At 65.6% G+C, this 24246-nt stretch carries 22 protein-coding genes; 12 read left to right on the top strand and 10 right to left on the bottom strand.

The features are described 5' to 3' along the window. The first annotated feature begins 123 nt into the window (after window positions 1–123). Window positions 124–1089, top strand: coding sequence for a VOC family protein (locus ABIA42_RS26405; protein WP_370119637.1), 966 nt, complete (start codon window positions 124–126; stop codon window positions 1087–1089). 15 nt (window positions 1090–1104) lie between these two features. Here ABIA42_RS26405 and ABIA42_RS26400 read toward each other — a convergent pair whose 3' ends face one another. Beyond that, window positions 1105–2241 (bottom strand): diguanylate cyclase domain-containing protein, encoded by a 1137-nt coding sequence (locus ABIA42_RS26400; protein WP_370119640.1) that lies wholly within the window; start codon window positions 2239–2241, stop codon window positions 1105–1107. 174 nt (window positions 2242–2415) lie between these two features. Between ABIA42_RS26400 and ABIA42_RS26395 the strand changes: the two genes are divergently transcribed. From ABIA42_RS26395 to ABIA42_RS26385, 3 genes are all read left to right on the top strand, one after another. After that, window positions 2416–3291, top strand: a complete 876-nt coding sequence (locus tag ABIA42_RS26395) for a dihydrodipicolinate synthase family protein (protein WP_370119643.1) — start codon at window positions 2416–2418, stop codon at window positions 3289–3291. A 171-nt stretch (window positions 3292–3462) separates the two neighbouring features. Next, window positions 3463–4554, top strand: a complete 1092-nt coding sequence (locus ABIA42_RS26390; protein WP_370119646.1) for a S1C family serine protease — start codon at window positions 3463–3465, stop codon at window positions 4552–4554. Between the two features lie 120 nt (window positions 4555–4674). After that, window positions 4675–6999 carry a xanthine dehydrogenase family protein molybdopterin-binding subunit gene (locus ABIA42_RS26385; RefSeq protein WP_370119649.1) on the top strand — a complete coding sequence of 775 codons (2325 nt, stop codon included), beginning with the start codon at window positions 4675–4677 and terminating at the stop codon, window positions 6997–6999. A 98-nt stretch (window positions 7000–7097) separates the two neighbouring features. Here ABIA42_RS26385 and ABIA42_RS26380 read toward each other — a convergent pair whose 3' ends face one another. Genes ABIA42_RS26380 through ABIA42_RS26370 form a run of 3 tightly spaced genes read right to left on the bottom strand, consistent with a single transcriptional unit; the run spans window position 7098 to window position 10318 of the window. Beyond that, window positions 7098–8294 (bottom strand): acyl-CoA dehydrogenase family protein, encoded by a 1197-nt coding sequence (locus ABIA42_RS26380; protein WP_370119652.1) that lies wholly within the window; start codon window positions 8292–8294, stop codon window positions 7098–7100. A gap of 15 nt (window positions 8295–8309) precedes the next feature. Then, complete coding sequence (locus ABIA42_RS26375; RefSeq protein WP_370119655.1) at window positions 8310–9458, bottom strand: acyl-CoA dehydrogenase family protein; 1149 nt, start codon at window positions 9456–9458, stop codon at window positions 8310–8312. A gap of 5 nt (window positions 9459–9463) precedes the next feature. Further along, the gene (locus ABIA42_RS26370; RefSeq protein ID WP_370119657.1) at window positions 9464–10318 is read right to left on the bottom strand and encodes an enoyl-CoA hydratase; all 855 of its coding nucleotides are present in this window, start codon (window positions 10316–10318) and stop codon (window positions 9464–9466) included. 158 nt (window positions 10319–10476) lie between these two features. On the opposite strand from ABIA42_RS26370, the gene ABIA42_RS26365 reads away from it, so the two are divergent. The 6 genes from ABIA42_RS26365 (at window position 10477) to ABIA42_RS26340 (ending at window position 15741) form a co-directional block, all read left to right on the top strand. Then, window positions 10477–11085, top strand: coding sequence for a LemA family protein (locus ABIA42_RS26365; protein ID WP_370119660.1), 609 nt, complete (start codon window positions 10477–10479; stop codon window positions 11083–11085). 138 nt (window positions 11086–11223) lie between these two features. After that, entirely contained in the window at window positions 11224–12135 is a 912-nt protein-coding gene (locus ABIA42_RS26360; protein ID WP_370119663.1) for a YgcG family protein, read from the top strand. A gap of 5 nt (window positions 12136–12140) precedes the next feature. Continuing rightward, window positions 12141–12638 carry a TPM domain-containing protein gene (locus tag ABIA42_RS26355; protein WP_370119666.1) on the top strand — a complete coding sequence of 166 codons (498 nt, stop codon included), beginning with the start codon at window positions 12141–12143 and terminating at the stop codon, window positions 12636–12638. 326 nt (window positions 12639–12964) lie between these two features. Continuing rightward, on the top strand, window positions 12965–13921 hold the full coding sequence (locus tag ABIA42_RS26350; protein WP_271527785.1) for a hypothetical protein: 957 nt from the start codon (window positions 12965–12967) through the stop codon (window positions 13919–13921). Between the two features lie 92 nt (window positions 13922–14013). Continuing rightward, window positions 14014–15552 (top strand): hypothetical protein, encoded by a 1539-nt coding sequence (locus ABIA42_RS26345; protein WP_370119669.1) that lies wholly within the window; start codon window positions 14014–14016, stop codon window positions 15550–15552. A 24-nt stretch (window positions 15553–15576) separates the two neighbouring features. Then, window positions 15577–15741: a hypothetical protein gene (locus ABIA42_RS26340; RefSeq protein ID WP_271527734.1), complete on the top strand. Its 165-nt coding sequence runs from the start codon at window positions 15577–15579 to the stop codon at window positions 15739–15741. A 127-nt stretch (window positions 15742–15868) separates the two neighbouring features. Here ABIA42_RS26340 and ABIA42_RS26335 read toward each other — a convergent pair whose 3' ends face one another. Continuing rightward, window positions 15869–16516 (bottom strand): glutathione S-transferase family protein, encoded by a 648-nt coding sequence (locus ABIA42_RS26335; protein WP_271527733.1) that lies wholly within the window; start codon window positions 16514–16516, stop codon window positions 15869–15871. Between the two features lie 90 nt (window positions 16517–16606). Here ABIA42_RS26335 and ABIA42_RS26330 point away from each other — a divergent pair, with 90 nt between their 5' ends. Beyond that, a complete protein-coding gene (locus ABIA42_RS26330) occupies window positions 16607–17215 on the top strand; it encodes a TetR/AcrR family transcriptional regulator (RefSeq protein WP_370119674.1) in 609 nt (202 codons plus the stop codon). A 15-nt stretch (window positions 17216–17230) separates the two neighbouring features. Here ABIA42_RS26330 and ABIA42_RS26325 read toward each other — a convergent pair whose 3' ends face one another. Both ABIA42_RS26325 and putA read right to left on the bottom strand, forming a co-directional pair. Further along, window positions 17231–18436, bottom strand: a complete 1206-nt coding sequence (locus tag ABIA42_RS26325; RefSeq protein ID WP_370119677.1) for a CaiB/BaiF CoA transferase family protein — start codon at window positions 18434–18436, stop codon at window positions 17231–17233. 114 nt (window positions 18437–18550) lie between these two features. Next, window positions 18551–21550, bottom strand: coding sequence for a bifunctional proline dehydrogenase/L-glutamate gamma-semialdehyde dehydrogenase PutA (putA, locus tag ABIA42_RS26320; protein WP_370119680.1), 3000 nt, complete (start codon window positions 21548–21550; stop codon window positions 18551–18553). 114 nt (window positions 21551–21664) lie between these two features. Here putA and ABIA42_RS26315 point away from each other — a divergent pair, with 114 nt between their 5' ends. Continuing rightward, complete coding sequence (locus tag ABIA42_RS26315; protein WP_028182007.1) at window positions 21665–22126, top strand: Lrp/AsnC ligand binding domain-containing protein; 462 nt, start codon at window positions 21665–21667, stop codon at window positions 22124–22126. A 170-nt stretch (window positions 22127–22296) separates the two neighbouring features. Here the strand turns inward: ABIA42_RS26315 and ABIA42_RS26310 are convergent, their stop codons facing one another. The 3 genes from ABIA42_RS26310 to ABIA42_RS26300 all read right to left on the bottom strand — a co-directional run bounded on the left by ABIA42_RS26310 (window position 22297) and on the right by ABIA42_RS26300 (window position 24224). Further along, window positions 22297–22497: a cold-shock protein gene (locus tag ABIA42_RS26310; RefSeq protein WP_008563500.1), complete on the bottom strand. Its 201-nt coding sequence runs from the start codon at window positions 22495–22497 to the stop codon at window positions 22297–22299. Window positions 22498–22703: 206 nt separating this feature from the next. After that, window positions 22704–23012: a cytochrome c gene (locus ABIA42_RS26305; protein WP_370119683.1), complete on the bottom strand. Its 309-nt coding sequence runs from the start codon at window positions 23010–23012 to the stop codon at window positions 22704–22706. Between the two features lie 12 nt (window positions 23013–23024). Further along, window positions 23025–24224, bottom strand: a complete 1200-nt coding sequence (locus ABIA42_RS26300; RefSeq protein WP_370119686.1) for a molybdopterin-dependent oxidoreductase — start codon at window positions 24222–24224, stop codon at window positions 23025–23027. Window positions 24225–24246 lie beyond the last annotated feature (22 nt).

The following is a 24246-nucleotide window of genomic DNA, read 5'->3' as shown; positions in this document are numbered from 1 at the left end:
GGGTGGCCAGGACTTCCCTCCGCGCGGCCGACGAACATGTGATTGGGACCCGCTCACGGGAACGTGTAGCAATCGGCCGACATGCGCCGCATGGCCTCAACCATTTTGAACGGGCCCTGACCGATGACCATCGATCTCACCCGCCGCACTCTGCTGCAACTCGCCGGCGCAACCTCGCTCGCGATGGCGGCTGCAGCCGCGGCGCGTGCCGAGGGCGTTCCTCAAGGCGGCGGGCCGACCTTTGCCAGCCGCACGCCGATGCGGGTCGGGATGGTGACGCTGCGGGTGAAGAATCTCGACAAGGTTGCGGACTACTACCGCGACGTGATCGGGCTTGCCGTGATGGAGCGTTCGGCGACCGCCGCGAAGCTCGGCACGGCCGGCATGGCGCTGCTGGTGCTGGAGGCCCGTCCCGATGCGGGAATCGAGCCGCGCAATGCCGCCGGCCTCTACCACACCGCCTTCCTGATGCCGACGCGAAAAGACCTCGCGCGCTGGCTGGTGCATGCCGCCTCGCACCGCGTGCCGCTGTCGGGTTTTGCGGATCACCTCGTCAGCGAGTCCGTCTATCTCGACGACCCCGAGGGCAACGGCATCGAGGTCTATGCCGACCGCGATCCCTCGCAATGGCAATGGAGCGAGGGCAGCGTCAAGATGGCGACCGACGAGCTCAACATCCCCGACCTGCTGTCGCTGACCAATACACGCGTCGCCGACTATGCCAAGGCGCCGGACGGCTTGCGCGTCGGCCACATGCATCTGCGCGTCGGCGATCTCGCGCAGGCCGAGAGCTTCTATCACGGCACGATCGGGCTTGATCCGACGCGCAAGCGCAGCGGCGCCGCGTTCCTGTCATCGGGCCGTTATCACCATCATCTCGGCCTGAACGTCTGGCAGAGCCAGGGCGCCGACCAGCGCGATGATGCCACCACGGGCCTTGCATGGTTCTCGCTGGTGACGGCGAAGCAGGACATTCTCTCCGCGCAGGAGGAACGCCTGCGCAAGGGCGGTGCGCAGCTCACCACGCTTGCGAATGGTGTGGAGGCGATCGATCCATGGGGCACGCGGGTGCGGCTGCTCAAGGCGTGATCGAAGGCGGCAGCTTCAGCCTGCTGCGCGTTCGAGGCGGATGTCCTCATCCGCCCATGCGCAGCGGCTGCCTCCGGCACGTTTCGCTGCGTAGAGGGCGCGGTCGACCTGCTCGAGAAGCTGCGCCGTCGCACCGGCGGTTGCGGCGCCAGCGCTGACGAGAATTCCTGCGCTCGCGCCGATGCGGACCGGAATGTCGGTCAGCAGGAACGGGATCGAAAGATCGAGAATGGCCCGGCGCGCCAGGGCGAGTGCTTCCTCGCGGCCGTCCTCGCCTGCGGCAACCGGCTTGAGCATCATGAACTCGTCGCCGCCGAAGCGCGCGGCAAGTCCGGTCCCGCCGATGCAGAACGACAGCCGCTCCGCCACTTGGCGCAACAGATCGTCGCCGACGTGATGGCCGTGGCGGTCGTTGACCGGCTTGAAGCCGTCGAGGTCGATGGCGATGATGGCGAAGTTTCCGCGCGTCTCCGCCAGCGCCTGGAAGAACGCGGCGCGATTCGGCAATCCCGTCAGGAAATCGTGGGTCGCCTGGCGCGCCAGCCGGTGCTTTGCTTCGAGCCGCTCGACGAAGGCGGCGCTGAGATGCTTGGACGCCTCGCGCAATGTGAGCCAGAAGAACACCAGCATGACCGCGCCGAGCTTGTAGGCGAGCTCGGGGCGGAGCAGGCCGGCCAGGATGGTCGGCATCAACAGCACCGCGGCGGTGGTCAGGATGATCCAGGGTCGGATCGCCGCGCGCGAGACCATGCCGACGCAGAAGGACATCGAAAGCCCGAATGCGATCCAGGCGCCGGGTCCGTCGTCGAGCTGGAGCGCGCGATAAGACAACATGCCCAGCGCAAGACCGAAGGTGGACGCGCCGGCGCCGTAGAGCCCTTCCCAGCGGATCACGTCGGCATCGGAGAATTGCGCAGCGCGCGACTTGTAGCGGAACAGGGAAGCGATGCGGGCTGCGGCCGTGATGAAGATGAAGACCGAGATCACGGCATAGCCGGTATCGCCGCTCATGAGCGTCAGCGCGGCCGCGCCCGTCACCGACGTGACGCCAATGGCGGACACCTGCGGAAGCGACGTGTACAGGAGATCCACGAGCTCGCGCCGGATGCGCGGATCGGGATGCAGGAATCTGGACAACATTGTCAGAGTCATGGCCGGCACCATCTCTGCTTGTTCCTAATAAGGGGTAGGGAAGGGACACGAGACGATCGTTGCTGCGCAACGTCCTTAAAAAGTCGTCAATGCACAGGCTTGCTGGCGATTTTGCCCCGTGTTAGCAGCGATTGAGGGGCGCCATGGCGGCCTGATGTCCCGAATGCACCTTACATGTCCGAATTCCACGGTGTCTTTCCCTATCTCGTCTCGCCCATCGATGCCGACGGCACGGTGCGGACCAACGTGCTCGCAAAGCTCTGCGACGACCTGATCGGCGCCGGTGTGCACGGCCTGACGCCGCTGGGCTCGACCGGCGAATTCGCCTATCTCAACGCCGAGCAACGCACGGCGATCGTGCAGACCACGATCGAAGCCGCGCAGGGCCGCGTGCCGGTCATCGCAGGCGTTGCGTCCACCTCGACGGCGGATGCGGTGGCGCAGGCGAAAGCCTACCAGAGGCTCGGCGCCGACGGCATCCTGGCGATCCTGGAAGCCTATTTCCCACTGGCCGATGCCGGGGTCGAATCCTACTTCCGCGCCATCGCCGATGCCGTGGACATCCCCGTCGTCATCTACACCAATCCGCAATTTCAGCGTTCCGATCTCACCCTCGACGTCATTGCGCGCCTCGCCGAACATCCGCGCATCGGCTACATCAAGGATGCCTCGACCAACTCCGGCCGGCTGCTCTCGATCATGAACCGCTGCGGCGATGCCTTGCGGGTCTTCTCCGCCTCGGCCCATATCCCCGCCGCAGTGATGCTGATCGGCGGCCGCGGCTGGATGGCGGGCCCGGCCTGCATCATCCCGCGCCAGAGCGTCGCGCTGTACGACCTCTGCGCGGCCGGCCGCTGGGACGAGGCCATGGCGCTGCAGCGCCGGCTGTGGCGCATCAACGAAGCCTTCGCCCGCTTCAACCTCGCCGCTTGCATCAAGGCGGGGCTTTCGATCCAGGGCTACGACGTCGGCGATCCCGTCCCGCCGCAGGTGCCGCTCACGGCCGAGGCAAGGAAGGTCGTGGAAATGGCGCTGCGCGAGCTGACCTAGCTGTTTACTACGCGGCAATATGCCCCGGCACCCGTGCATGAGCCAGAAAAGCCCTTACCTGCCCAACCGGGAAACTTCCGTTCGTTTGCGACGTTGCAGCGTAAGCCGGATCTGTCACCCCATGCATATGCATCCCAAGGCCGCATTCAGCACTGGAGACGGTGGTCACCGATGAATCGTCGCTACGCGATTGCCGCGGCAGCCTTCGCCGCCCTGCTGCTTGCCGTCACTGCCGCGAAGATCCTGCATGTCCCTGTCCCATGGGCGGCGCCCTCCGCACGCGCGGTCGAGCAGCGCGGTCCGCTGTCCGATGGCGAAAAGGCGACCATCGAAATCTTCGAGCGCGTGTCTCCTTCGGTCGTCCAGGTGGCGGTGAAATCCGCGGCCAATCCTCTCATGGGTGAGGAAGGCCAGGGCGGCTCTTCCGGCACGGGATTCGTGTGGGATCGCGACGGGCATCTCGTGACGAACAATCACGTCGTCGCCAGTGGCGGCGAGATCGCCGTGCGCTTTGCCTCGGGAGAGGTGGCCCAGGTCGACCTCGTCGGCACGGCTCCCAATTACGATCTTGCGGTGCTGCGGATCCGCAGCGTGCGCGAGCTTCCGCCGCCGGTGGCTCTCGGCAGTTCGAGCGACCTGAAGGTCGGGCAATCCGCCTTCGCGATCGGCAATCCGTTCGGACTGGACCAATCGATGACGAGCGGCATCATCAGCGCGCTCAAGCGCAGGCTTCCGACCCATGGCGGCCGGGAGATTGCCAACGTCATTCAGACGGATGCCGCGATCAACCCGGGCAATTCGGGCGGACCGTTGCTGGACTCCGCCGGCCGGCTGATCGGCGTTACGACGGCGATCATATCGCCGTCCGGTTCGAACGCCGGCATCGGCTTCGCGGTCCCGGTCGACGTCGTGAACCGGATTGTGCCCGAGCTCATTCGCAACGGGCGCGTGCCGACACCCGGCATCGGCATCGTAGCCGCCGGCGAGGATGTTTCGACCCGGCTTGGCGTCGAAGGGGTGATCGTGGTGCGGACGGCCCCCGGTAGTCCTGCCGAGCGGGCGGGGATTCGCGGTGTCAACCTTTCGACTGGAGCGGTTGGAGACATCATCACCGCTGTCGAAGGCAAGCCGGTGCGGCGCCTTTCCGACCTGACCGATGCGCTGGAGCAGGCCGGCGCCGGGAAGACCGTTCGCCTCACGGTCAAGCGGGGCTCGGGCACCCGTGACGTGAATGTGGGCATCATCGACATCGAGCGTTCCTAACCCGCGATTTGCCCGGCTAAAAGCGGCGCGGCACGCATTGCAGATGTGCCGCGGCTCGGTTGTCTGGCCCGCAAAATCGGTTAAAACCGCCGCGGTCGTTTTCCGGATATCGAGGACATAATGAACATTCTTCCCGGCAATTTGCGTTTCGGAGCGGGCCAGCCCGTCAAGCGTTTGGAAGACCAGAGGCTGCTCACCGGGAAGGGGCAGTTCATCGACGACAAGCCGGCGGACGACGCGCTGTGGTTGCACGTGCTGCGCTCGCCGCACGCCCACGCGAAGATCGTCTCGATCGACACCAGCGCCGCGGCCGGAATGCCCGGCGTCACCGCAATCTACACCGGCGCCGACCTCGTCAAGGACGACATCGGCAGCATCCCGACGCTCAACATCTTCAAGCGCCCCGACGGCAAGCCGATGACCGTGCCGCCGCGCCGGCTGCTGGCCCACGAGATCGTGCGCTATGCTGGCGAGGCCGTGGCGGCAGTGGTGGCTTCATCGCGCGTGGAGGCGCAGAGCGCCGCCGAAGCGATCGTCGTCGAGTACGACGTTCAGCCCGCGGTGGTCGATCCCGTCGAGGCCGTGAAGCCCGGCGCGCCCGTGGTGTGGCCGGAGGCGCCCGACAACATCGTCGGTGCCATGAGCTACGGCGATGCGGCCAAGGTGGACGAGGCCTTCGCCAAGGCCGCGCATACCGTCGAGCTCGATCTCGTCAGCCAACGCCTCGTGCCTTCCGCGATGGAGCCGCGTTCGACTATTGCCGAGATCGACAAGAAGTCCGGCCGTCTCCTGCTGCATGTGCAGTCGCAGACCCCGGCCTCGACCCGCGACGTGCTGGCGGAAGCCGTGCTGAAACGTCCGAAGGACAGTGTGCGCGTGCTGGTCGGCGACATCGGCGGCGGTTTTGGCCAGAAGACCAACCTCTATCCGGAGGACGGCATCGTCGCCTATGCCGCGACCAAGCTGAACAGGAAGATCCGCTGGCGCGGCGACCGCACCGACGAGTTCGTCGGCGGCACCCACGGCCGCGATCTCACCTCGACGGCGGCTTTCGCGCTGGACGAGAAGGGCAAGGTGCTGGCCTATCGCGTCAAGTCGATCGGCTGCACCGGCGCCTATTCCTCGGGTGCGGCGAACATCATCCCGCTGGTGCTCGGGCCCTTCGTGCAGACCGGCGTCTACGATCTGCCGCTGGTGCATTTCGAGGTGAAGTCGGTGATGACGCACACCGCCCCGGTGGGCGCCTATCGTGGCGCGGGCCGTCCCGAGGCTGTCTTCATCGTCGAGCGTCTGTTCGACGCGGCTGCGCGAAAGATCGGCATGGATCCGCGCGCGATCCGCAAGGCCAATTACATCAAGCCGGCGCAGCTGCCCTATACCAACGCGGCGGGCCAGGTCTACGACTCCGGCGCCTTCGCGCACATGCTCGATCGGGCCGTGAAGCTCGCCGACTGGGACGGCTTTGCCGCGCGCAAGAAGGCGGCGAAGAAGAAGGGCCTGCTCTACGGCCGCGGACTCACCTCTTACATCGAGTGGACCGGCGGTCGCGCGCACACCGAGAAGGTCAGCCTGCACGCGACCTCGCAAGGGCGCGTCGTGCTGCATTCCGGCACCATGGCGATGGGGCAGGGGCTGCAGACCACCTACACGCAGATGATCTCCGACACGCTCGGCATTCCCATGGACAAGATCGACGTGGTCCAGGGCGACACCGATCTCGCCATGGGCTTTGGCAGCGTCGGCTCGCGTTCGCTGTTCGTCGGCGGCACAGCGGTCGCGGTCTCCTCCAATGATCTGATCCAGAAGGCGCGCGAGAAGGCGGCCAACGTGCTGGAGACCTCGGTCGAGGACATCGAGTACCAGGGCGGCATGCTCACCGTGGTCGGCACCGACCGTCGCATCAGCCTGTTCGATCTCGCCGAGAAGGAGAGCGGCGCCAAGCTCAGCGTCGATTCCGAAGGTGAGGTCGACGGTCCGAGCTGGCCCAACGGCACGCATATCTGCGAGGTCGAGATCGACCCCGAGACCGGCGTGTCCAGGGTGGTGCGCTACACCACGGTCGACGATGTCGGCGTCGCCGTGAACCCGATGCTGGTCACCGGCCAAATCCATGGCGGCGTGGCGCAGGGCATCGGCCAGGCGCTGTACGAAGGCGTCTCCTACGATGCCGACGGCCAGCTCCTCACCGCGAGCTACCAGGACTACTGCATCCCGCGCGCCGACGACGTTCCGCCGATCGAGGTGACGCTGGACGGCTCCGCGCCCTGCCGCACCAACCCGCTCGGCGCCAAGGGCTGTGGCGAATCCGGCGCCATCGGCGGCCCGCCCTGCGTCACCAACGGCGTGATGGACGCGCTCGCCGAGCTCGGCATTACCCAGCTCAATACGCCGCTGACGCCCCAGAAAATATGGCAGGCGATCCGGGACGCGAAGGCGGCGGGTTAACTCTCCTCGTCGTTCCAATCTCCGCTGTCGTCCCGGATCTGCGCTCCGCTTCGCTGCGCTTGTCCGGGACGACGGCGGAGGGTGGAGCGCCAGCCCAGCTAGATCCCCAGCATCATCTTCGCGATGATGTCGCGCTGGATCTCTGACGTGCCGCCGAAGATCGTGTAGGCGCGGCCGTTGAGATATTCCGGGATCACCGTCAGCATCTCCTCGGGAGTCGCCGGCTCGTGGTTGAGCTTGTAGAGCGGGCGCATCGGCTCGACGGCGAGGGCGTCGTGGCCGATCACGTCGGCGCCCAGCCGCGTCACGGCTTGGCGGATCTCGCTATTGCGCAGCTTCAGGATCGACGACACCGCGCCGGGATTTTGCCCGGTTTGCAATGCCGAGAGCACGCGCAGCTCGGTCATCTCCAGCGCGTCGATGTCGACCTCGACCTCGGAGATGCGCGTCGCGATATCGGGGCTGTCGATCGCGCGGCCCGTGAGATCCGACTCGGCAAGATCCGCGATCGCCTTCAACCCTTCGCGCAGCTTGGCCGAGGCAATGCCAGAGCCGCGCTCGAATTCGAGCAGATACTTGCCGTAGGTCCAGCCCTTGCCTTCCTCGCCGACGCGGTTGGCGACCGGCACGCGCACGTCGTCGAAGAACACCTGGTTGACCTCGTGGTCGCCGCCGATGGTGAGGATCGGGCGCGTGGTGATGCCCGGCGTCTTCATGTCGATCAGGATGAAGCTGATGCCGTCCTGCTGCCGCGGGCCGTCGCTGGTGCGCACCAGCGCGAACATGCGGTTGGCGTGGTGGGCATGCGTGGTCCAGATCTTGGTGCCGTTGATGATGTAGTCGTCGCCGTCGCGCACCGCGCGGGTCTTCAGCGAGGAGAGATCGGAGCCCGAGCCCGGCTCGGAATAGCCCTGGCACCAATAGTCCTCGCCGGAGAGAATGCGCGGCAGGTAGAAGTTCTTCTGCTCCGGTGAGCCGAAGCCGATGATGACGGGACCGACCATCTTCACGCCCATCACGTTGACATTGGGCACGCCGGCGCGCGCGCATTCGGTCTCGAAAATCCAGCGCTGTGCCGGCGTCCAGTCCGGCCCGCCATGTTCGACCGGCCAGCCAGGCGCGCCCCAGCCCTGGCGGTGCAACGCGCGCTGCCAGGCGATGCCGATGTCGGGGTCCGAGAACACCGACGGCGTCAGCGCGGTCGCGCGCTTCATCTCCTCGGTGAGGTTCTTCGCAATGAAGCCGCGCACCTCGTCCTGGAAGGCACGCTCCTCGGCATTGAACGAGAGGTCCATGATGCGCTCCTTGTGTCAGGCCGAGACGGCCCTGCGGCTCAGCTGGGCGTGGCGGCCATAATGATGCGCGCTGCCGCCGAACAGGGTGTCGAAGGCGACGAGCCGCTTGAAATAGGCGCCGACCTCGAGCTCCTCGGTGACGCCCATGCCGCCATGGAGCTGAATCGACTGCTCGCCGACGAAGCGCGCGCATCTGCCGATTTTCGCTTTTGCGCCCGACGCCGCCCGGGCACGCTCGATCGGCGCAGCATCCACCTTCAACGCGGCCCGCAGCGCCATCGAGCGGGCCTCGTCGACCTGCATCGCCATGTCGGCGAGGCGGTGGCGGATCACCTGGTTGGCGGAGAGCGGCCGGCCGAATTGCTTTCGGATCTTGGTGTATTCCAGCGTCGTGTCCAGCAGCGTCTGCATGATGCCGACGGCTTCCGCACCCAGTGCCGCCATGGCGCGGTCGACGGCCCATTCGATCGCCGGCAGAGCATCGCTGCCGTCACCGAGCAGCACGTCTTCCGGCAGATGCACGTCGAACAGCTCGATGTTGCAGGCACGTCCGCCGCCAAGACGCGGATAATCGCTGATGACGAGGCCCGGCGTCGTCGCCTGCACGAGGAACAGGCCGATCCGCCCCGACGGCCCCCGATGGTCGTGGATATGCGCGGAGACGATGATCTGGTCGGCGGCGTGTCCGTCGAGCACGGCGACCTTGCTGCCGGCGAGGCGCCAGCCTTGCGCCGTCTTGTTGGCGCTGGTCGTGACCTTGGCGAGATCGAACCGGGCCGCGCGCTCGGAATGCGCAAAGGCAAGCTTCAGTGATCCATCTGCCACCTTGGGCAGGCTCGCCTGCTTCTGCTCCGTGGTGCCGCATCTGGCGATCAGCGCGGCGCCTAGCACCGCGGTTGCGACATAGGGCTCCGATACCAGCCCGCGGCCGAAGGCCTCCATCAAGATGCCGATCTCGACCGCGCCGCCGCCGAGCCCGCCGAACTCTTCGGGAAGCGGCAACGCCAGCCAGCCGAGCTCGGCGAATTGTTTCCACACCAAAGGGCTGAAGCCGAGCGGGTCGTTCGCCATCTTGCGGCGGTGATCGGCATTGTAGCTCTCCGCCACGAAGCGGTCTGCGCTTTCGCGCAGCAGCTTTTGCTCGTCACTGAGGTTGAGGTCCATCGTATTTACTCCGCGGCCGCCGGCGGCTTGCGCACGGAGGGATGCAATCCGGAGGGATCGACGATCATGCCGAACTCCTGGAGATTATGGGCGTGGCAGAGCTGGTGCAGTGCAAAAGCCTGGTCGATCGCTGCGGGCTGGCCCATCACGTCGACCGAACGATTCACCGCTTCCTTGGTCAGCTTCAGCGCGAAGGACGGTTTTGCCGCGATCCGGCGCGCCAGTTCGAGCACGCGCGAAGACAATTCCGCGCGCGGCACGACCTGGTTGACCATGCCGAGCTGGTGCGCCTCCTGCGCGCTCCAGCTGTCGGCCGTGAACAGGAATTCCTTGGCCTTGCGCGGGCCGAGTTCCCAGGGGTGCACGAACCATTCGACGCCGCAGACGCCCATGGTGACGACGGGGTCGCAGAACTGCGCATCGTCGCTGGCGACGATGAGGTCGCAGGCCCAGGCCAGCATCAGCCCGCCGGCGATGCACCTGCCATGTACCTCGGCAATGGTCGGCTTGGCGAGGTTGCGCCAGCGCCGCGTGATCTGGAGATATATTTCCTGCTCGCGGGCGAAGCGGCCATGGGCGCCGGCTTCGGCGAAACCGCCCCAATGTCCGATCGGCGGAAAATCGACGCCTGCGGCATTCTTGCCGCCCGCGCGCAGGTCATGGCCGGACGAGAAGTGCGGCCCATTGCCGGCGAGGATGATCACCTTGACCGCATCGTCCTGCACCGCCGCGTCGAAAGCGGCATTGAGGTCGTAGGTCATTTGCAGGTTCTGCGCATTGCGCGCCTCGGGCCGGTTCATTACGACCCGGATGATCGCCGGATCCGGCCTCTCCACGAGGATGGTCTCGAACGAGGACATGGCGTCTCCTCCGGCGTTTCCGCTTTTGTTTTGCCGGAGTTGACTATGTCGGCCTGCGATAGGCAAGAGGCTTGCGTCAGCCGGCTGCTTTTCGAGCGCTCTGGCGTCTCGCGTGCTCGATCTGGTAGTTTGCGTCAGATTCCACCGGGAGAAATTTGATGCGCAAGATCCTGACCGTGCTGGCGGCGCTGGCCTCGCTGAGCCTGACCAATTGCGGCTACAACGCGATCCAGAGTGAGGACGAGCAGATCAAGGCTGCCTGGTCCGAGGTCGTGAACCAGTATCAGCGCCGCGCCGATCTCGTGCCCAACCTCGTCAACTCGGTGAAGGGTTTTGCCCAGCAGGAAAAGGACGTGCTGCTCGGCGTCACCAACGCCCGGGCCAAGGTCGGCAGCATCCAGGCGACGCCCGAGGTGCTGAACGATCCCGCCGCGTTCCAGAAGTTCCAGGCGGCCCAGGGCGAACTCTCCAGCGCGCTGTCGCGGCTGCTGGTCGTCACCGAGAACTATCCGCAACTGAAGTCCGACGCGCTGTTCAAGGATCTGATGTCGCAGTTGGAGGGCACCGAGAACCGGATCACGGTGGCGCGCAACCGCTACATCAAGTCGGTGCAGGAGTATAACGTCACCATCCGCTCATTCCCGAGCAACCTCACCGCGATGGCGTTCGGCTACAAGGAGAAGCCGAACTTCTCGGTCGAGAACGAGAAGGCGATCTCGACCGCGCCGAAGGTGGACTTCAACCCGGCCCCGGCGCCATCGAAGTAAGCGCGCGCCGTTTTTCGAATGCGACAAGCCTCAATCACCGCCGTCATTCCCCGCGCAGGCGGGGAATCCAGTACGCCGCGGCTTCACGGTTCAAGCAGGGCGACCTCTGGAATACTGGATCGCCCGCCTTCGCGGGCGATGACACCGAGTGTGTGGCGGGCGTATTCAGTGGTGGCCTCATGCGTCCTCGCTATCGCGATCTTCCTTGCCTTCGCGCTCCCCACCCACGCCGACGTCGCCGTCCCCCAGCTCACCGGCCGCGTCGTCGATCAGACCGGCACGCTCTCCAGCGCCGACATCGCCGCGCTGTCGCAGAAGCTGCTTGACTTCGAGAACCGCAAGGGCAGTCAGATCGCGGTCCTGATCGTGCCGACCACGCAGCCGGAGACGATCGAGCAATTCTCGATCCGGGTCGCGGAGGCCTGGAAGATCGGCCGCAAGAAGGTCGACGACGGTGCAATCCTCGTCGTGGCCAAGAACGACCGGCATTTGCGCATCGAGGTCGGCTATGGCCTCGAAGGTGCGCTGACCGACGTCACGTCAAGGCGCATCATCGACGAGGATATCACCCCCAAGTTCAGGAGCGGCGACTTCGCCGCGGGCATCGGCGCAGGCGTCGACCGCATGATGCGAGTGATCGATGGCGAGCCGCTGCCGTCACCGTCGCGCAGCGCAAACTTCGCCCACAATCTGGACGACCTTATGCCGGTGTTTGCCGTGGCGCTGTTTGCCTCGATAGGCGTCGGCGGGTTCTTCCGCGCGATCCTGGGACGGCTGCTCGGATCCTTGGTGACCGGGGGCATCATCGCGGCGGTGACCTGGCTCATCCTCGGCTCCGCCGCGATCGCCGCGGCCGTCGGCGTGCTCGGCTTCATCATCGGGTTCATTGCCGATCTGTTTTCAGCAATGGGGCCGGGCACGGGCCGCTCGCGCGGCAGCTCGTGGTCGAGCGGCTCTTCGGGCGGATGGAGCAGCGGATCGTCGAGTAGCGGCGGCTTCAGCGGCGGCGGGGGCAGTTTCGGCGGCGGCGGCGCCTCGGGGAACTGGTAGCGATCATGAGCATCAAGCGCATTGCCAGGCATCTCGTGCAGCATCATTGGCGGGCGAAGCAGATTTTCCCGCAAGCCGTGCTCGACCGCATCGAGCAGGCGATCAAGCGCGGCGAGGCGACCCATTCCGGTCAGGTCCGCTTCGTCGTCGAAGGCGCGCTTGACGGCGCGCCGCTGTTCCGCAACCAGCCGGCGCGCGAGCGCGCACTCGACGAGTTCTCGCTCTTGCGCATCTGGGACACCGCGCACAACAACGGCGTCCTGATCTATCTGCTGCTCGCCGACCGCGACGTCGAGATCGTCGCCGATCGCGGCATCGATTCGAAGGTTGGCGCAGAGGGGTGGGAGACGATCTGCCGCGCGATGGAGTCCGAGTTCAGGTCGGGCCGGTTCGAGCGCGGCGTGATCGGCGGCATCGAGGCGGTGTCGCGCGAACTGGCGCGGCATTTCCCGCCGCAGGGCCCGCCATCGAACGAGCTGCCGGATGCGCCGGTGGTGATGTGACGGACTGTGATGTGGCACTGCAGGTGGCGGCCCCTCCGTCGTAGTGACGACGTGGAGGCAGCGGGCATTCGCTCCATCACAATTACCCTGAGGCTCAAGCGGGACGAGGCTCGAAGGGCGACGGCCGGGCGTTGCGCCGCCGTTCATCTTCCTCCGGTTACAAATTGTTTCACACCCGCCACGCCGGTTCCATTTTCCCGGCCCAATTCGGCCCCGGATCAATTCCTAAAGTTTCGGTAAGCGGGTCCGAAGGTAAGGATTTCGCAAGCAATGAAAGTTACCAAAAGGTCAATCCAGACTGGAGTATTTGAGCCGTGAGCGAATCAATGCCCGACCAGGCTGCCCAGGATTCCGGTGCTGTTGACGCAGCGCCGCAGACCGTCGAGGCTGCCGCCGGTATCGACGCCCCCTCGATCGCCCCCGACCACGAGGCGCCGCCCAAGCCGGATCCGGTCAAGGCGGATGCTCCCAAAGTCGAGCCGCCGCGGATCGACGTGCCGAAACTCGAAGCGAAAGCCGAACCCGAGCCAAAGCCGGGCAAGCTGATCGTCATGGCGCCCTCGGACCGGTCCTGGGACCGCGAGGACTTCGCCCCCCATGTGAAGGCGGACGAGCCGCGCGAGACCGGCGGCAAGCGCCGCTTGTCCGCGATGGCCGCGGTGGTGGCGATCGCCGCCTGCGTCGGCGCGATCAGCGGGGCGCTTGCGACCGCCGGCATGATGCGTTTCGCCGCCCCGGCCCAGGCGCCGGTGCAGGTCGCCGACACCAGCGCGCTGGATGCTTCGGTCGCCCGGATCGATGCCGACCTTGTCGCGCTGAAGGCCAATGTCGAGCAGAGCTCGAAAACCGGCGTCAGCCAGTTCAACCGGACCAACGACCGCCTCGACAAGCTCGAGAAGGCGCAGGCCGAGCCGTTGGCGAAGATCGCAAAACTGTCCGAGACCGTCGACAAGCTCCGCGCCACGCCGCCCGCAGCTTCCGCGCAGGCTGCAGCAGCTCCCGCCAGGGAGACCACCGGCTCGATCGCGCCGACCCAGGTTGCGACCGCCGCAGCGGCACCGGCGCCTGCCGCGCCCAAGACCGAGGTCGGACGTCTGCCGACGATCGAAGGCTGGAGGCTGCGCAATGCCGGCAATGGCGGTGCGCTGATCGAGGGCCGCGACGGGCTCTACGAGGTCTACCCCGGCGATCCCATCCCCGGCGTCGGCCGCGTCGATGCGATCCGCCGTCAGGACGGCCGCTGGGTGGTCGTCACCAGCAGGGGCCTGATCGTGTCGCGCTGAGCGTTCGATATCGACTTTCGAAAAGGCGCTTCACTACCATGTGAGGCGCCTTTTTACTTGAATAGGCGTCCCTGCGCGGTGTTACCTGAGGCATGAGCCGCGTGTTGCGAATTCTCATTGCTGCCGCCGTATTGCTAGGCGGCGTCGTTTCGCTATTCGCAGCGGAGGATACTGCGCTGACGCGCGGTACGGTGATCACCGATCCCGATCTCCTGCGCAAGCTCGACCAGAACAATACGCTGACGATCTCGCGTCTGCTCTCGCCGGAGCGGAACGTGGACGTCCCGCTCACGACCGACCTGATGTTCGCGTCGCTGCCGCAGCTGAAAGAGATTCCGCCGGCGATCGATGCTGAATTCGATCGCTACATCGCGCGGTACATGGCGACATATCCAACCGAGACCATCGGCGTCGGCGAGGGCTTCGACGTGCAATTGTTCGATCGGGCCAATCTGAAGTCCCGCGACACGCGGTTCGTGCTGGCCGGGATCGTCAACCGCATGGACCGCGCCTATGTGTCGGAGGAGTCCTGCGGCGAGATCCGGCTGGTCTACCGTCTCGCGCGTTTCGACAGCAGGCCGGATGGCGGCAAGACCGCAACGCGCCTGCCGATGACGCTCAACCTCGTGATGAAGGCGCGCGACGCGCGCCAGACGGATGGAAACGGCAGGCCGATCACCTGCGCCGAGGTCGCGCGGCGCTGGCTGGACAATGGCGACTGGCAAGGGCTGATCGGCAGTCGCTTCTCGCCTGACGACGCCATGCTCGACCGGATCGAGACCAACATCCAGGTCTCGGTCGCGCCGAAATCGGCGCTGCACGATTTCCGCTCCGACTATCTGCTCAAGGTGTTCAAGTACGACGCCGCCACGAAGACGTTCGAGGAATCGACGCTGGAGAACCAGATCGACCGCGACAGGATTCTCGTTGACGATGCGCTCCGGCGCGACTTCAAGGCCTGGCTGCTCGCGCCTGATCATTTGCGCGAGTTCGATCGCGGCACCGTGCTGATCCCGGAGAAATTCCTGGCCAGGGCCGCGGTGGTGCCGACCCCCGCCGGCCTCGATGCCTCGGCGCTGCAGCCCGAGTTCGGCATGATGCAAGGAGAGGGTAGCGGCGATCCAGTCATCACCGATGGCGACGTGGTCAGCGCGTTGAAGCAGGCGGCGGCACGCGGCATCGACATGCAGAACGTCCGCTCGGTCGCGGGTTTCCAGCGCCGTCTCAACGACGTCACCTGCGCCGGCTGCCACCAGACCCGCGGCATCGGCGGCTTTCATTTCCCTGGCGTCGATTGGCTCGCGGACAACCCGTTCAATTCCGCCATCGTGCCGGCCTCGCCGCATTTTTTCGGCGACCAGCTCCGCCGCCGCGACATTCTGACCGCGTTCGCCGCCGGCAAGCGGCCTGATTTCTCACGCGGATTTGCCAGCCGGCCGCAGACCCGCGGAGGTAAGGAACTCGCCGGCACCGAATATCAGGACGGCTGGGGCGCGCATTGTTCCCTGCAAGATGAGGGATCGGGAACGCCGGACAAGAGTTTTCCGTCATGGAGCTGTGCTAACGGTCTCACCTGTCAGGCTGCCGCGGCCTCGCGCCGCATCGGCATGTGCTTCATCAAGACGCGTTAAACCAACAAGCGATTTGGATGATTCATGACGAATACCAGCGAGGCGAACAAGGAGCGCAATCGCGAGATCGCGCGCAATGAGGAAGCCAAGCAGGTCACCGGCAGCGTCCGCGTCAGCACCTGGGCGGTCGCGGCGGCCGTCATCATCGGCGGGATTCTGTTCACGCTCGGCTGGCTGTCGCTGCGGTAACTTCCGCTTTCTTTCGTCATGCCCGGGCTTGTCCCGGGCATCCACGTTCTCGTATCCACGCTCAAGATCGTGGATGGGCCGGGACAAGCCCGGCCATGACGGCGCTGAGGCTTTGGCGCTAGCGCTCTCACTTCGCGTAGTTCGTCATCCGCTTGCCCGGCAGCAGCTCATAGGCCGGCTTCCAGCCGGGCAGCGCGGCCATGCGGCCGAGCCAGGCGTGGATGGCGGGATGGCTCGCCGCGAAATCGAAGCCGTGCTCATCGCTCGGATAGTGCAGATAGGCCATCATCGAGATGTCGGCGACCGTCGGCTTCGCCCCGATCGCGAAGTCATTGTGCTGGAGGTGTCCATCGAGGATGCCGAGGAAATCCTCGAGCCGCCGGCGGAAATGCTTCAGCACCTGCGGATCGTTTTTCTCGGTGAAGGCGCGCATGAAGCGATAGGTCGCCATGTAGCCGGTGAGCTTGTGGTTGTCCCAGAACAGCCAGCGCAAGAGCTCGAACTCTTCGTCGGCGCTCTCGGCGCCGAAGCGGCCATACCGCTCCGCAAGCTGCAGCAGGAGTGGCGCCGTCTGCGTCATCTTCACGCCGTCGATCTCGAGCACGGGAATCTCGCCCATTTCGTTCACGGCTTTGCGCCACTCCGCCGTGCGTGTGATGCCGCCGGCAAAATCGGTCCAGACCGGTTCGAACCGCTCGCCGCACATCGTCAGCATCAGCGCGAGCTTGTAGCTGTTGCCTGACTCGGGGAAATAGTGGAGGCGGTAGCTGGGCATTGAACGCTCCTTGCCTTCGGGGGCCTGGACAATCATATTACATATGATCCGTACAACAGAACATTTGTTCTGTCGCGGGTCAAGAGCTGGATGCTGGGCCGGATGAGCAGGGATTCAAAAACAGAGTCGGGCGAGCGCGAGCGGCCCCTGATGCAGGCAACGCTGCGCATCATCGGGCGACATGGACTTGACGGCGTGACCCACCGGGCGGTCGCGGCCGAGGCCAGGGTTTCGCTCGGTGCGGTCACGCATCATTTCGGAACCCGTGATGCGCTGGTTGAGGCGGCCCTGCAGTTCGCTCTGGCGCGCGAAGTCGGCAGGCTGCGTGCGTTGGCTCTCAGCCTTCAGGACAAGGCGTTCGAGGTGGAGGCCTGGATCGACGCGCTGGTCGATTTCTACGTCCGCGAGCTCAGCACAGAAGCCGAGACGCATATCGCCTGCTATGAGGCCTTCCTGGCCGCCGCGAGGCAAGAGCACTATCGGCCCGTGGTCGCCGAGTGGTTTGACACGTGGCGGCAGAGTGCGGAGCTTGCGCTGAAAGCTGCGAAGTCACGAAACCCACGCCGCCACGCCGAGTTGTTCGTCTCGGCGCTGATTGGCTTGCTCTTTCGCCAACTCGCCACGCCCCGAGCCGGCTTCCGCCGTGAGGCGAAGGCGGAGCTGTTGGAGCTGGTGAGCGGCTTGATCGCGCGGAAGTAACGCCGGCGCGCCGGCCTATCCCACCGCCCCGTTCGACCGCAGCTGCTTGATCGCCGCCTCGTCGTATCCCGCGCCACGTAAAATTTCGTCACTGTGCTCGCCGACGGCGGGCGGCTTGCGCGGCTGCACCTTCTTCGCGCCGTCGATCCAGATCGGACTGTTGATCGTGAGCATGGTGTCGTTCTCGAACGGTACCAGCACTTCGTTCTCGAGCATCTGCTTGTCGTTCGGGATGTCATCCAGAATGGCAACGACGCCGAACACGAGGCCGTTGCCGTCGAGGATCTCCCGCCATTCGGCGAGATTCCTGGTCGCGAAAGTGTCGTCCAGAATCTTGATCAGTTCGACCGAGCGGGCGTGACGGTCGGCCTTGGTGGCGAAGCGGGGATCATTGATCAAGTCCTCGCGTCCGAGGCAGCGGGCCAGCGTCGGAAACTGCTTCTCCTCGTTGAGCAGCGACAGGATCAGCCAGCGGCCGTCCTTGCACTGATAATGGTTGGCGACCGCGTTCAGCGCGCGCTCGCGCGGTCGTCGCTCGCCGAACTTGGACCCGCAGAGCTTTGCCTGTGCCAGCACGCTCGCCGCCCACACGCCGTTCGCCATCAAATTGGAGGCGACGTGCGAGCCCTTGCCGGTCTTCTCGCGCTGATAGAGTGCAGTGACGATGGCGCCGTAGAACGCCATGGCGCAGGGATGGTCGCCCATGCCGGCGACCGAGCGGGCCGGCGTGGTGTCGGTGTCGGCGCGGACGAGGTCCATCAGACCGGAGCGGGCCCAATAGGCGTTGCTGTCGAAACCGGGCTTGTTGGCTTCCTCACCCTTCTCACCATAGCCGGTGAAGGAGGCATAGATCAGCCGGTCGTTGAGATGGGCGAGATGGTCGTAGGTGATGCCGAGCTTGGCGCGCACCGGCGGCGGCATGTTGGTGATGAAGACGTCGGCCTCCGCCACCAGCTTGTACAGCACCGCCTGCGCCTCCGACTTGGAGAGGTCGAGCGCGATGCTCTTCTTGTTGCGGGCCTCCAGCAGCCAGGCGAAATTGTGCTCGCCGGTCGGATAGCCCGGCAGGTTCGGCAGATTGCGGTAGGGGTCCCCAGTGCCGGGCGGCTCGATCTTGATGACGTCGGCGCCGAAATCCGACAGCACGGTCGCGGCCGCGGGCGCTGCAATGAAGCTGGCGCAGTCCAGAACCTTCAGTCCCGCAAAAATGCCCTTGTCCATCGCGGCGTTGCTCCCTCGCTCTTGTCGTTTCCCGCGCGCTGGAATTGGCGCGGGCGCATCATCGAGCATTAGACCGATGTTTCGGCTGGATGCAACGGCGCCGGATGCAGAGCCTCACTCCTCCCCAGCAAGCAGAGCAGCATTGCCGCCGGCTGCTGCGGTGTTGATGGTCACCGTCTGCTCGGTGGCGAAGCGCGGCAGATAGTGCGGGCCGCCGGCCTTGGGACCGGTTCCGGACAGGCCGTTGCCGCCGAAGGGCTGCACGCCGACCACGGCGCCGATCATGTTGCGGTTGACGTAGATGTTGCCGACCTGGGCGCGATCGATGATCGCCTCGATCGTGTCGTCGATGCGGGAATGGACGCCGAGGGTGAGCCCGTAGCCGGTGCGCTCGATCGCCTGCAGGACGCGTTCGAGGTTCTCGGCGCGATAGCGTACGACATGGAGGACCGGGCCAAACACCTCCTCGGTGAGCTGACCGGGCTCCCTGAGCTCGAAGATGTGCGGCGCGACGAAGCAGCCGTCCGGCGCGTGGCCTGCAAAGTGCAGCCGCGCCTCGTGCTTCATCCGCGCGATGTGCGCGTCGAGGCGCTGCTTGGCCTCCTCGTCGATCACCGGCCCGACATGGGTTGCGACGTCTGAGGGATCGCCGATCTTCAACTCGTGCGCGGCGCCGGCGATCATCTCGATCATGCGGTCGGCGACGTCCTCCTGCACGAACAGCAGCCGTAGCGCCGAGCAGCGTTGGCCGGCTGAACGGAAGGCCGAGGTCACGACGTCGTCGGCGACCTGCTCGGGCAGCGCGGTGGCATCCGCGATCATCGCGTTGATGCCGCCGGTCTCCGCGATCAGCGGCACGATCGGCCCGTCCTTGGCGGCGAGAGTCCGGTTGATGCTGCGGGCCACCTCGGTCGACCCGGTGAAGACGACACCCGCGATATCCGCATGCGCGGTCAGCACGGACCCGATGCGGCCATCGCCGGTGACGAGGTGCAGCGCGCTCTTGGGGATGCCTGCCTCGTGCAGCAGGGCCAGGGCCTCGCGCGCGATGCGCGGCGTCTGCTCGGCGGGCTTCGCGACAACGCTGTTGCCCGCCATCAGCGCTGCCGTGACCTGTCCCAGGAAGATCGCCAGCGGAAAATTCCAGGGCGAGATCGCGACGAACACGCCGCGGCCGCGCATGGCGAGCGCATTGCTCTCGCCGGTCGGGCCCGGCATGGCAGCCTCGACCCCGAACAGCTTGCGGCCCTGTGCGGCATAGTAGCGGCAGAAGTCGGCGGCCTCGCGCAGCTCCGACAGCGCGTCGTCGAGCGTCTTGCCGCCCTCGGCTTGCAGCAGCGCGATGAAGTGGGCGCCGCGGCTCTCCAGCAGATGCGCGGCCTGCTCCAACGCCGCCGCGCGCGCACCTGCCGGTGTTCGGCTCCAGGCGGCAAAGCCGGCGCGTGCCGCGGCGACCGCCGCATTGCCCTGATCCGGCGAGGCATCGGCGATCGGCTCGAGGCGGGCCGTCTCGGCCTTGACGTCGGTCAGCAACCGGTCGAGCGCGGCACGTTCGCCGAATTCGATGCCGCGCGAATTGCGCCGTTCCGGCGCGAAGAGATCGCAGGGCAACGGGATTTTTGGATGGGCCGCCGCCTGCGGCCGGACGATGGCATCTGCCGGACGCTGCAACAGCGCCGACACCGGCACGCGATAGTCGGCGGCCTGCGCCACGAAGGACGAGTTCGCGCCGTTCTCCAGGAGCCGCCGTACGAGATAGGCGAGCAAATCACGATGGCTGCCGACCGGCGCGTAGGTGCGGTAGGCGATGTCCGGGTGATCTCTTGCCAGCTGCTCGTACAGCGCTTCGCCCATGCCATGCAGGCGCTGGAATTCGAAGCCGCCGCTATCAGCGGCAAGCTCGAGCACGGTCGCGACCGTCAGCGCGTTGTGGGTGGCGAATTGCGGGAAGATGCGGGGCCGCAAGGCCAGCAGCTTCGTCGCGCAGGCGACGTAGTTCAGATCCGTCATCGCCTTGCGCGTGAACACGGGATAGCCGCCGAGCCCGCGCTCCTGCGCGCGCTTGATCTCCGTGTCCCAATAGGCCCCCTTGACCAGCCGCACCATCAGCTTGCGATCATGTGCGCGGGCAAGAGCATCGACATAATCGATCACCGCGCCGGCGCGCTTCTGATAGGCCTGGATCGCCAGGCCAAATCCGTCCCAACCGGCAAGCGAGGCATCGGCCAACGTGGCCGCGATCACGTCGAGCGACAGCTCCAGACGGTCGGCCTCTTCGGCATCGACGGTGAAGTTGAGGTCATGGGCCTTGGCGCGCTGTGCTAGGTCCAGCAGCAGCGGCACCAGTTCGGCCATCACGCGGCCGCGGCTGATCGCCTCGAAGCGCGGATGCAGCGCCGAGAGCTTGACGGAGATGCCGGGCCGGTCGGGCAGGGGATGGTTGCCTGCCGCCTTGCCGATCGTTTCAATGGCGCTGGCATAGGCGTCGAAGTAGCGCTTCGCATCCGCCGCGGTGCGCGCGCCTTCGCCGAGCATGTCGAAGGAATAACGCGTCTTCTGGCCGGAGCGCGGCCGGCCCCGCTCCAGCGCCTGCTCGATGGTCTCGCCCAGCACGAAATGATTGCCCATCAGCCGCATCGCCTGGCGCGTCGCGGTACGCACGGCCGGTGCGCCGAGCCGCTTCACGAGCCGGCCGATGGTGCCGTCGGGCGTCTCGCCGGGCTGGATCACGCGCGCCGAGAGGCCGAGCGCCCAGGCCGAGGCGTTGACCAGGAACGCGGTGGACTTCGTCTCGTGGTGGATGAAGTCGCCTTCGCCGAGCTTGTCCTCGATGAACTGGTCGGCGGTGCGCGCGTCCGGCACGCGCAGCAGCGCCTCGGCCAGCACCATCAGCGCGAGCCCCTCTTTGGTCGAGAGCGCGAACTCCCGCAGCATGTCCTCGACCCCGCCGAGCCGGTCGTCACGCTTGCGGATCGCCTCGATCAGCCGCGTCGCGGTGCGGTCGATCCGCGCGTCCTGCGGCGGGGACAGCTGCGACGCCGGCAAGAGGCGCGCGGCGATCTCGGTGTCGTCGGGTGCGTAAGGAGCGGAGAAGGGAGGCGGGGTGTTCGGCATGGCGTGTCCTGTGGCTGATTTACAGGATAAGGCCCACGTTACCGTAGTTCGATAGACAAATTAGTCGAAGTGCCTTAGAAAATGAAGATCATCATCGCTTTTGATAGATATAATATGGAACTTGATCGAATCGACCGCAGAATCCTCTCGATCTTGCAGGAGGATGGGCGCATCGCCAATGTCGAGCTCGCCGAGCGTATCGGGCTGTCGCCGACGTCGATCGGCGAACGGCTGAAGCGCTTGCAGCGCGAGGGCTTTGTCGAAGGCTATGGCGCGCGGCTCAACCCGCACCGGCTCGGTCTTGGCCTGTTGGTGTTCGTCGAGGTGCTGCTCGACAAGACCACGCCCGACAATTTCGAGCGCTTTGCGCGCGCGGTGAAGCTCGCGCCCGAGGTGCTGGAGTGTCACATGGTTGCCGGCGGCTTCGACTATCTTGTGAAGGCGCGGCTTGCGGACATGGCCGCCTATCGACGCTTTCTCGGCGAGACTCTGCTGTCGATGCCGGGCGTGCGCGAGACGCGAACCTATGCGGTGATGGAGGAGATCAAGCGCGACGCACCGTTGCCGGTAGGCTGACGACATGCCGTCGCGATTGTCATTGCTGTGGCGTGGACAAGCGGTCTTCCAAGGAAAAATAACCATCCCCGTGCAATCGCAACGCCTGTCGTCGACTGCACTGGCCGTCTTCTAAATTTTCTTGGCCCGGCTCCCGGATTGGTCCCAGGAGGCAGCAATAGCTGGCGGGCTTATACTTTGAGGTTTTCTGCGGAGGTCTTGCCCCGGTTTGCGATCTCTTCGTATTCCACCGTCTGTCCCTCGTTGAGGGTGGACAGACCGGCTTTCTGCACTGCCGAGATATGCACGAACACATCCTTGCCCCCCGACGCAGGCTGGATAAATCCATAACCCTTCGTCGGGTTGAACCACTTGACCGTACCTTTAGCCATCACGACTTCTCCGCGGGTCTTCCTCCGAGATCGCGAACCGCCAGTCCCCGCCAACCGGCCGGTTCGGTCCTATAGGATACGCGGAATGTGGCAGGCTTGGTAGCTCAAACCACATCGGCATTTCGCTGAATTGCGCTCAACTTCGCGGCGTTTTTGCCGGTTTTGCCCGTTTCGCGGTCAAATGTCCGTACGCGTTTCCTCATCCGTCAATACGTCGCAGCCAGATAGTCGACGATCTTGCCGACATCGGCATCGTCAATCGGCGCGCCATAGACCTTGATCATCTTGGTCACCTCGGCCTGCCAGAAGCCCTTCTTGTCCTTCATCGGCGGCTGCGTGGCGATGTAGTCGGACGAGTGGCAGGCGCTGCAATTGCCCTGCACGACCTCGAGATTGAGACCGGGCTTGAAGGCGGCGACCTCGTCGGGAGTCTTGTAATTGACCGGCGCGGCAAGGGCCGAACCTATCATGGCGGCGAGGGCGAGCGTGACGGCGGGGAGAACGGTGCGCTGCATGATCATTCTCCTTCAGGCGACCGTCACGCGGACGATTTCGACGACGTTGCGCAGATAACCCGCCGGGTTCCAGCGCGGCGTGTCCGGCTGCGTCTCGCCGCCATTGCCGGTGGCGCGCACCTTGAGCTCATGGTTGCCGGCGGCGAGCTTCACCGCCAGCTTCCATTCGCGGAAGGCGTATTTGCCAAGGTTCTTGCCGAGCTTTGCGGTGGTCCAGGTCTTGCCGCCGTCGGTGGAGACCTGGACTTCCTTGATGCCTTTGCCGCCGTCGAAGGCGATGCCGCGCAGGGTCACAGCTCCCGCCTTCAGCTTGGCGCCATCGGGGACGCTGGTGATGAAGGAGCGGATGGTGAAGCGGTTGATCGGGATGGTCGCCTTCGGCGCGGTGCCCGGCTCGACCGCGTTGTTGGGCGTATCGGGAATGCGATAGGCCGACTTCATCCAGAAGCCGTCATAGATGTTGTCGATGACGGTGATCTCGTTGAGGTGCTTGACCCAGTAGGTGCCGAAATAGCCGGGCACGATCAGGCGCAGCGGGAAGCCGTTGAGGAACGGCAGGTCCTCGCCGTTCATGCCATAGGCCAGCATCACCTCGCCGTCGGTGGCGTGATCGAGATCGAGCGCCTTGACGAAATCGGGCGTCTTGTCGCTGACCGGTCCGTCCATGCCGCCAAACGTCACCTGCTTGGCGCCACTCTGGACGCCGGCCATCTCCAGCACGGCCTTCAGCGGCACGCCGCGCCAGCGCGCACAGCCCATCGCACCGTTGGCGAGCTGGCCGCCGGCGACGCGCGGCTCGAAGAAACCGCGGCTGTTGCCGGAGCACTGGTTGACGGCGACGATCTCCGTCGCCTTCATCTTCCTGATGTCCTTCAGCGACAATTTCAGCGGCTTGTCGACCTTGCCCTTGACCTCGAGCGTGAACTTGTCGGGGTCGAGATTGTAAGGCAGGTCGGAGAGGTGATAGCGCACGAAGAACGCGTTATTGGGCGTGATCGGGCCGTCGTTGAACACGGCAAACGGCGTCTCGAGCTGCGGCGGCCGGCTGGTCAGGCCGATCATCGGCCGCTTCTGCGGATATTTCACCAGCGGTCGTTCGCCATTGGCGAAGGGCAGGGTGACGGTGTCGAGCGCCGGCGCCTTGGTGGAGTTCAGTGTAGCCGCGACGGCGGCAAGGCCCGCTCCTTTGAGCAGGTCGCGTCGGTCGAACATTCTGGTCTCCTCCCGGAGCTTT

The organism is Bradyrhizobium sp. USDA 327, from assembly GCF_041262065.1.
Taxonomy (GTDB): domain Bacteria; phylum Pseudomonadota; class Alphaproteobacteria; order Rhizobiales; family Xanthobacteraceae; genus Bradyrhizobium; species Bradyrhizobium liaoningense.
The sequence above is the reverse complement of the archived record's forward strand: the minus strand, read 5'-3'. Positions and strand labels throughout refer to the sequence as shown.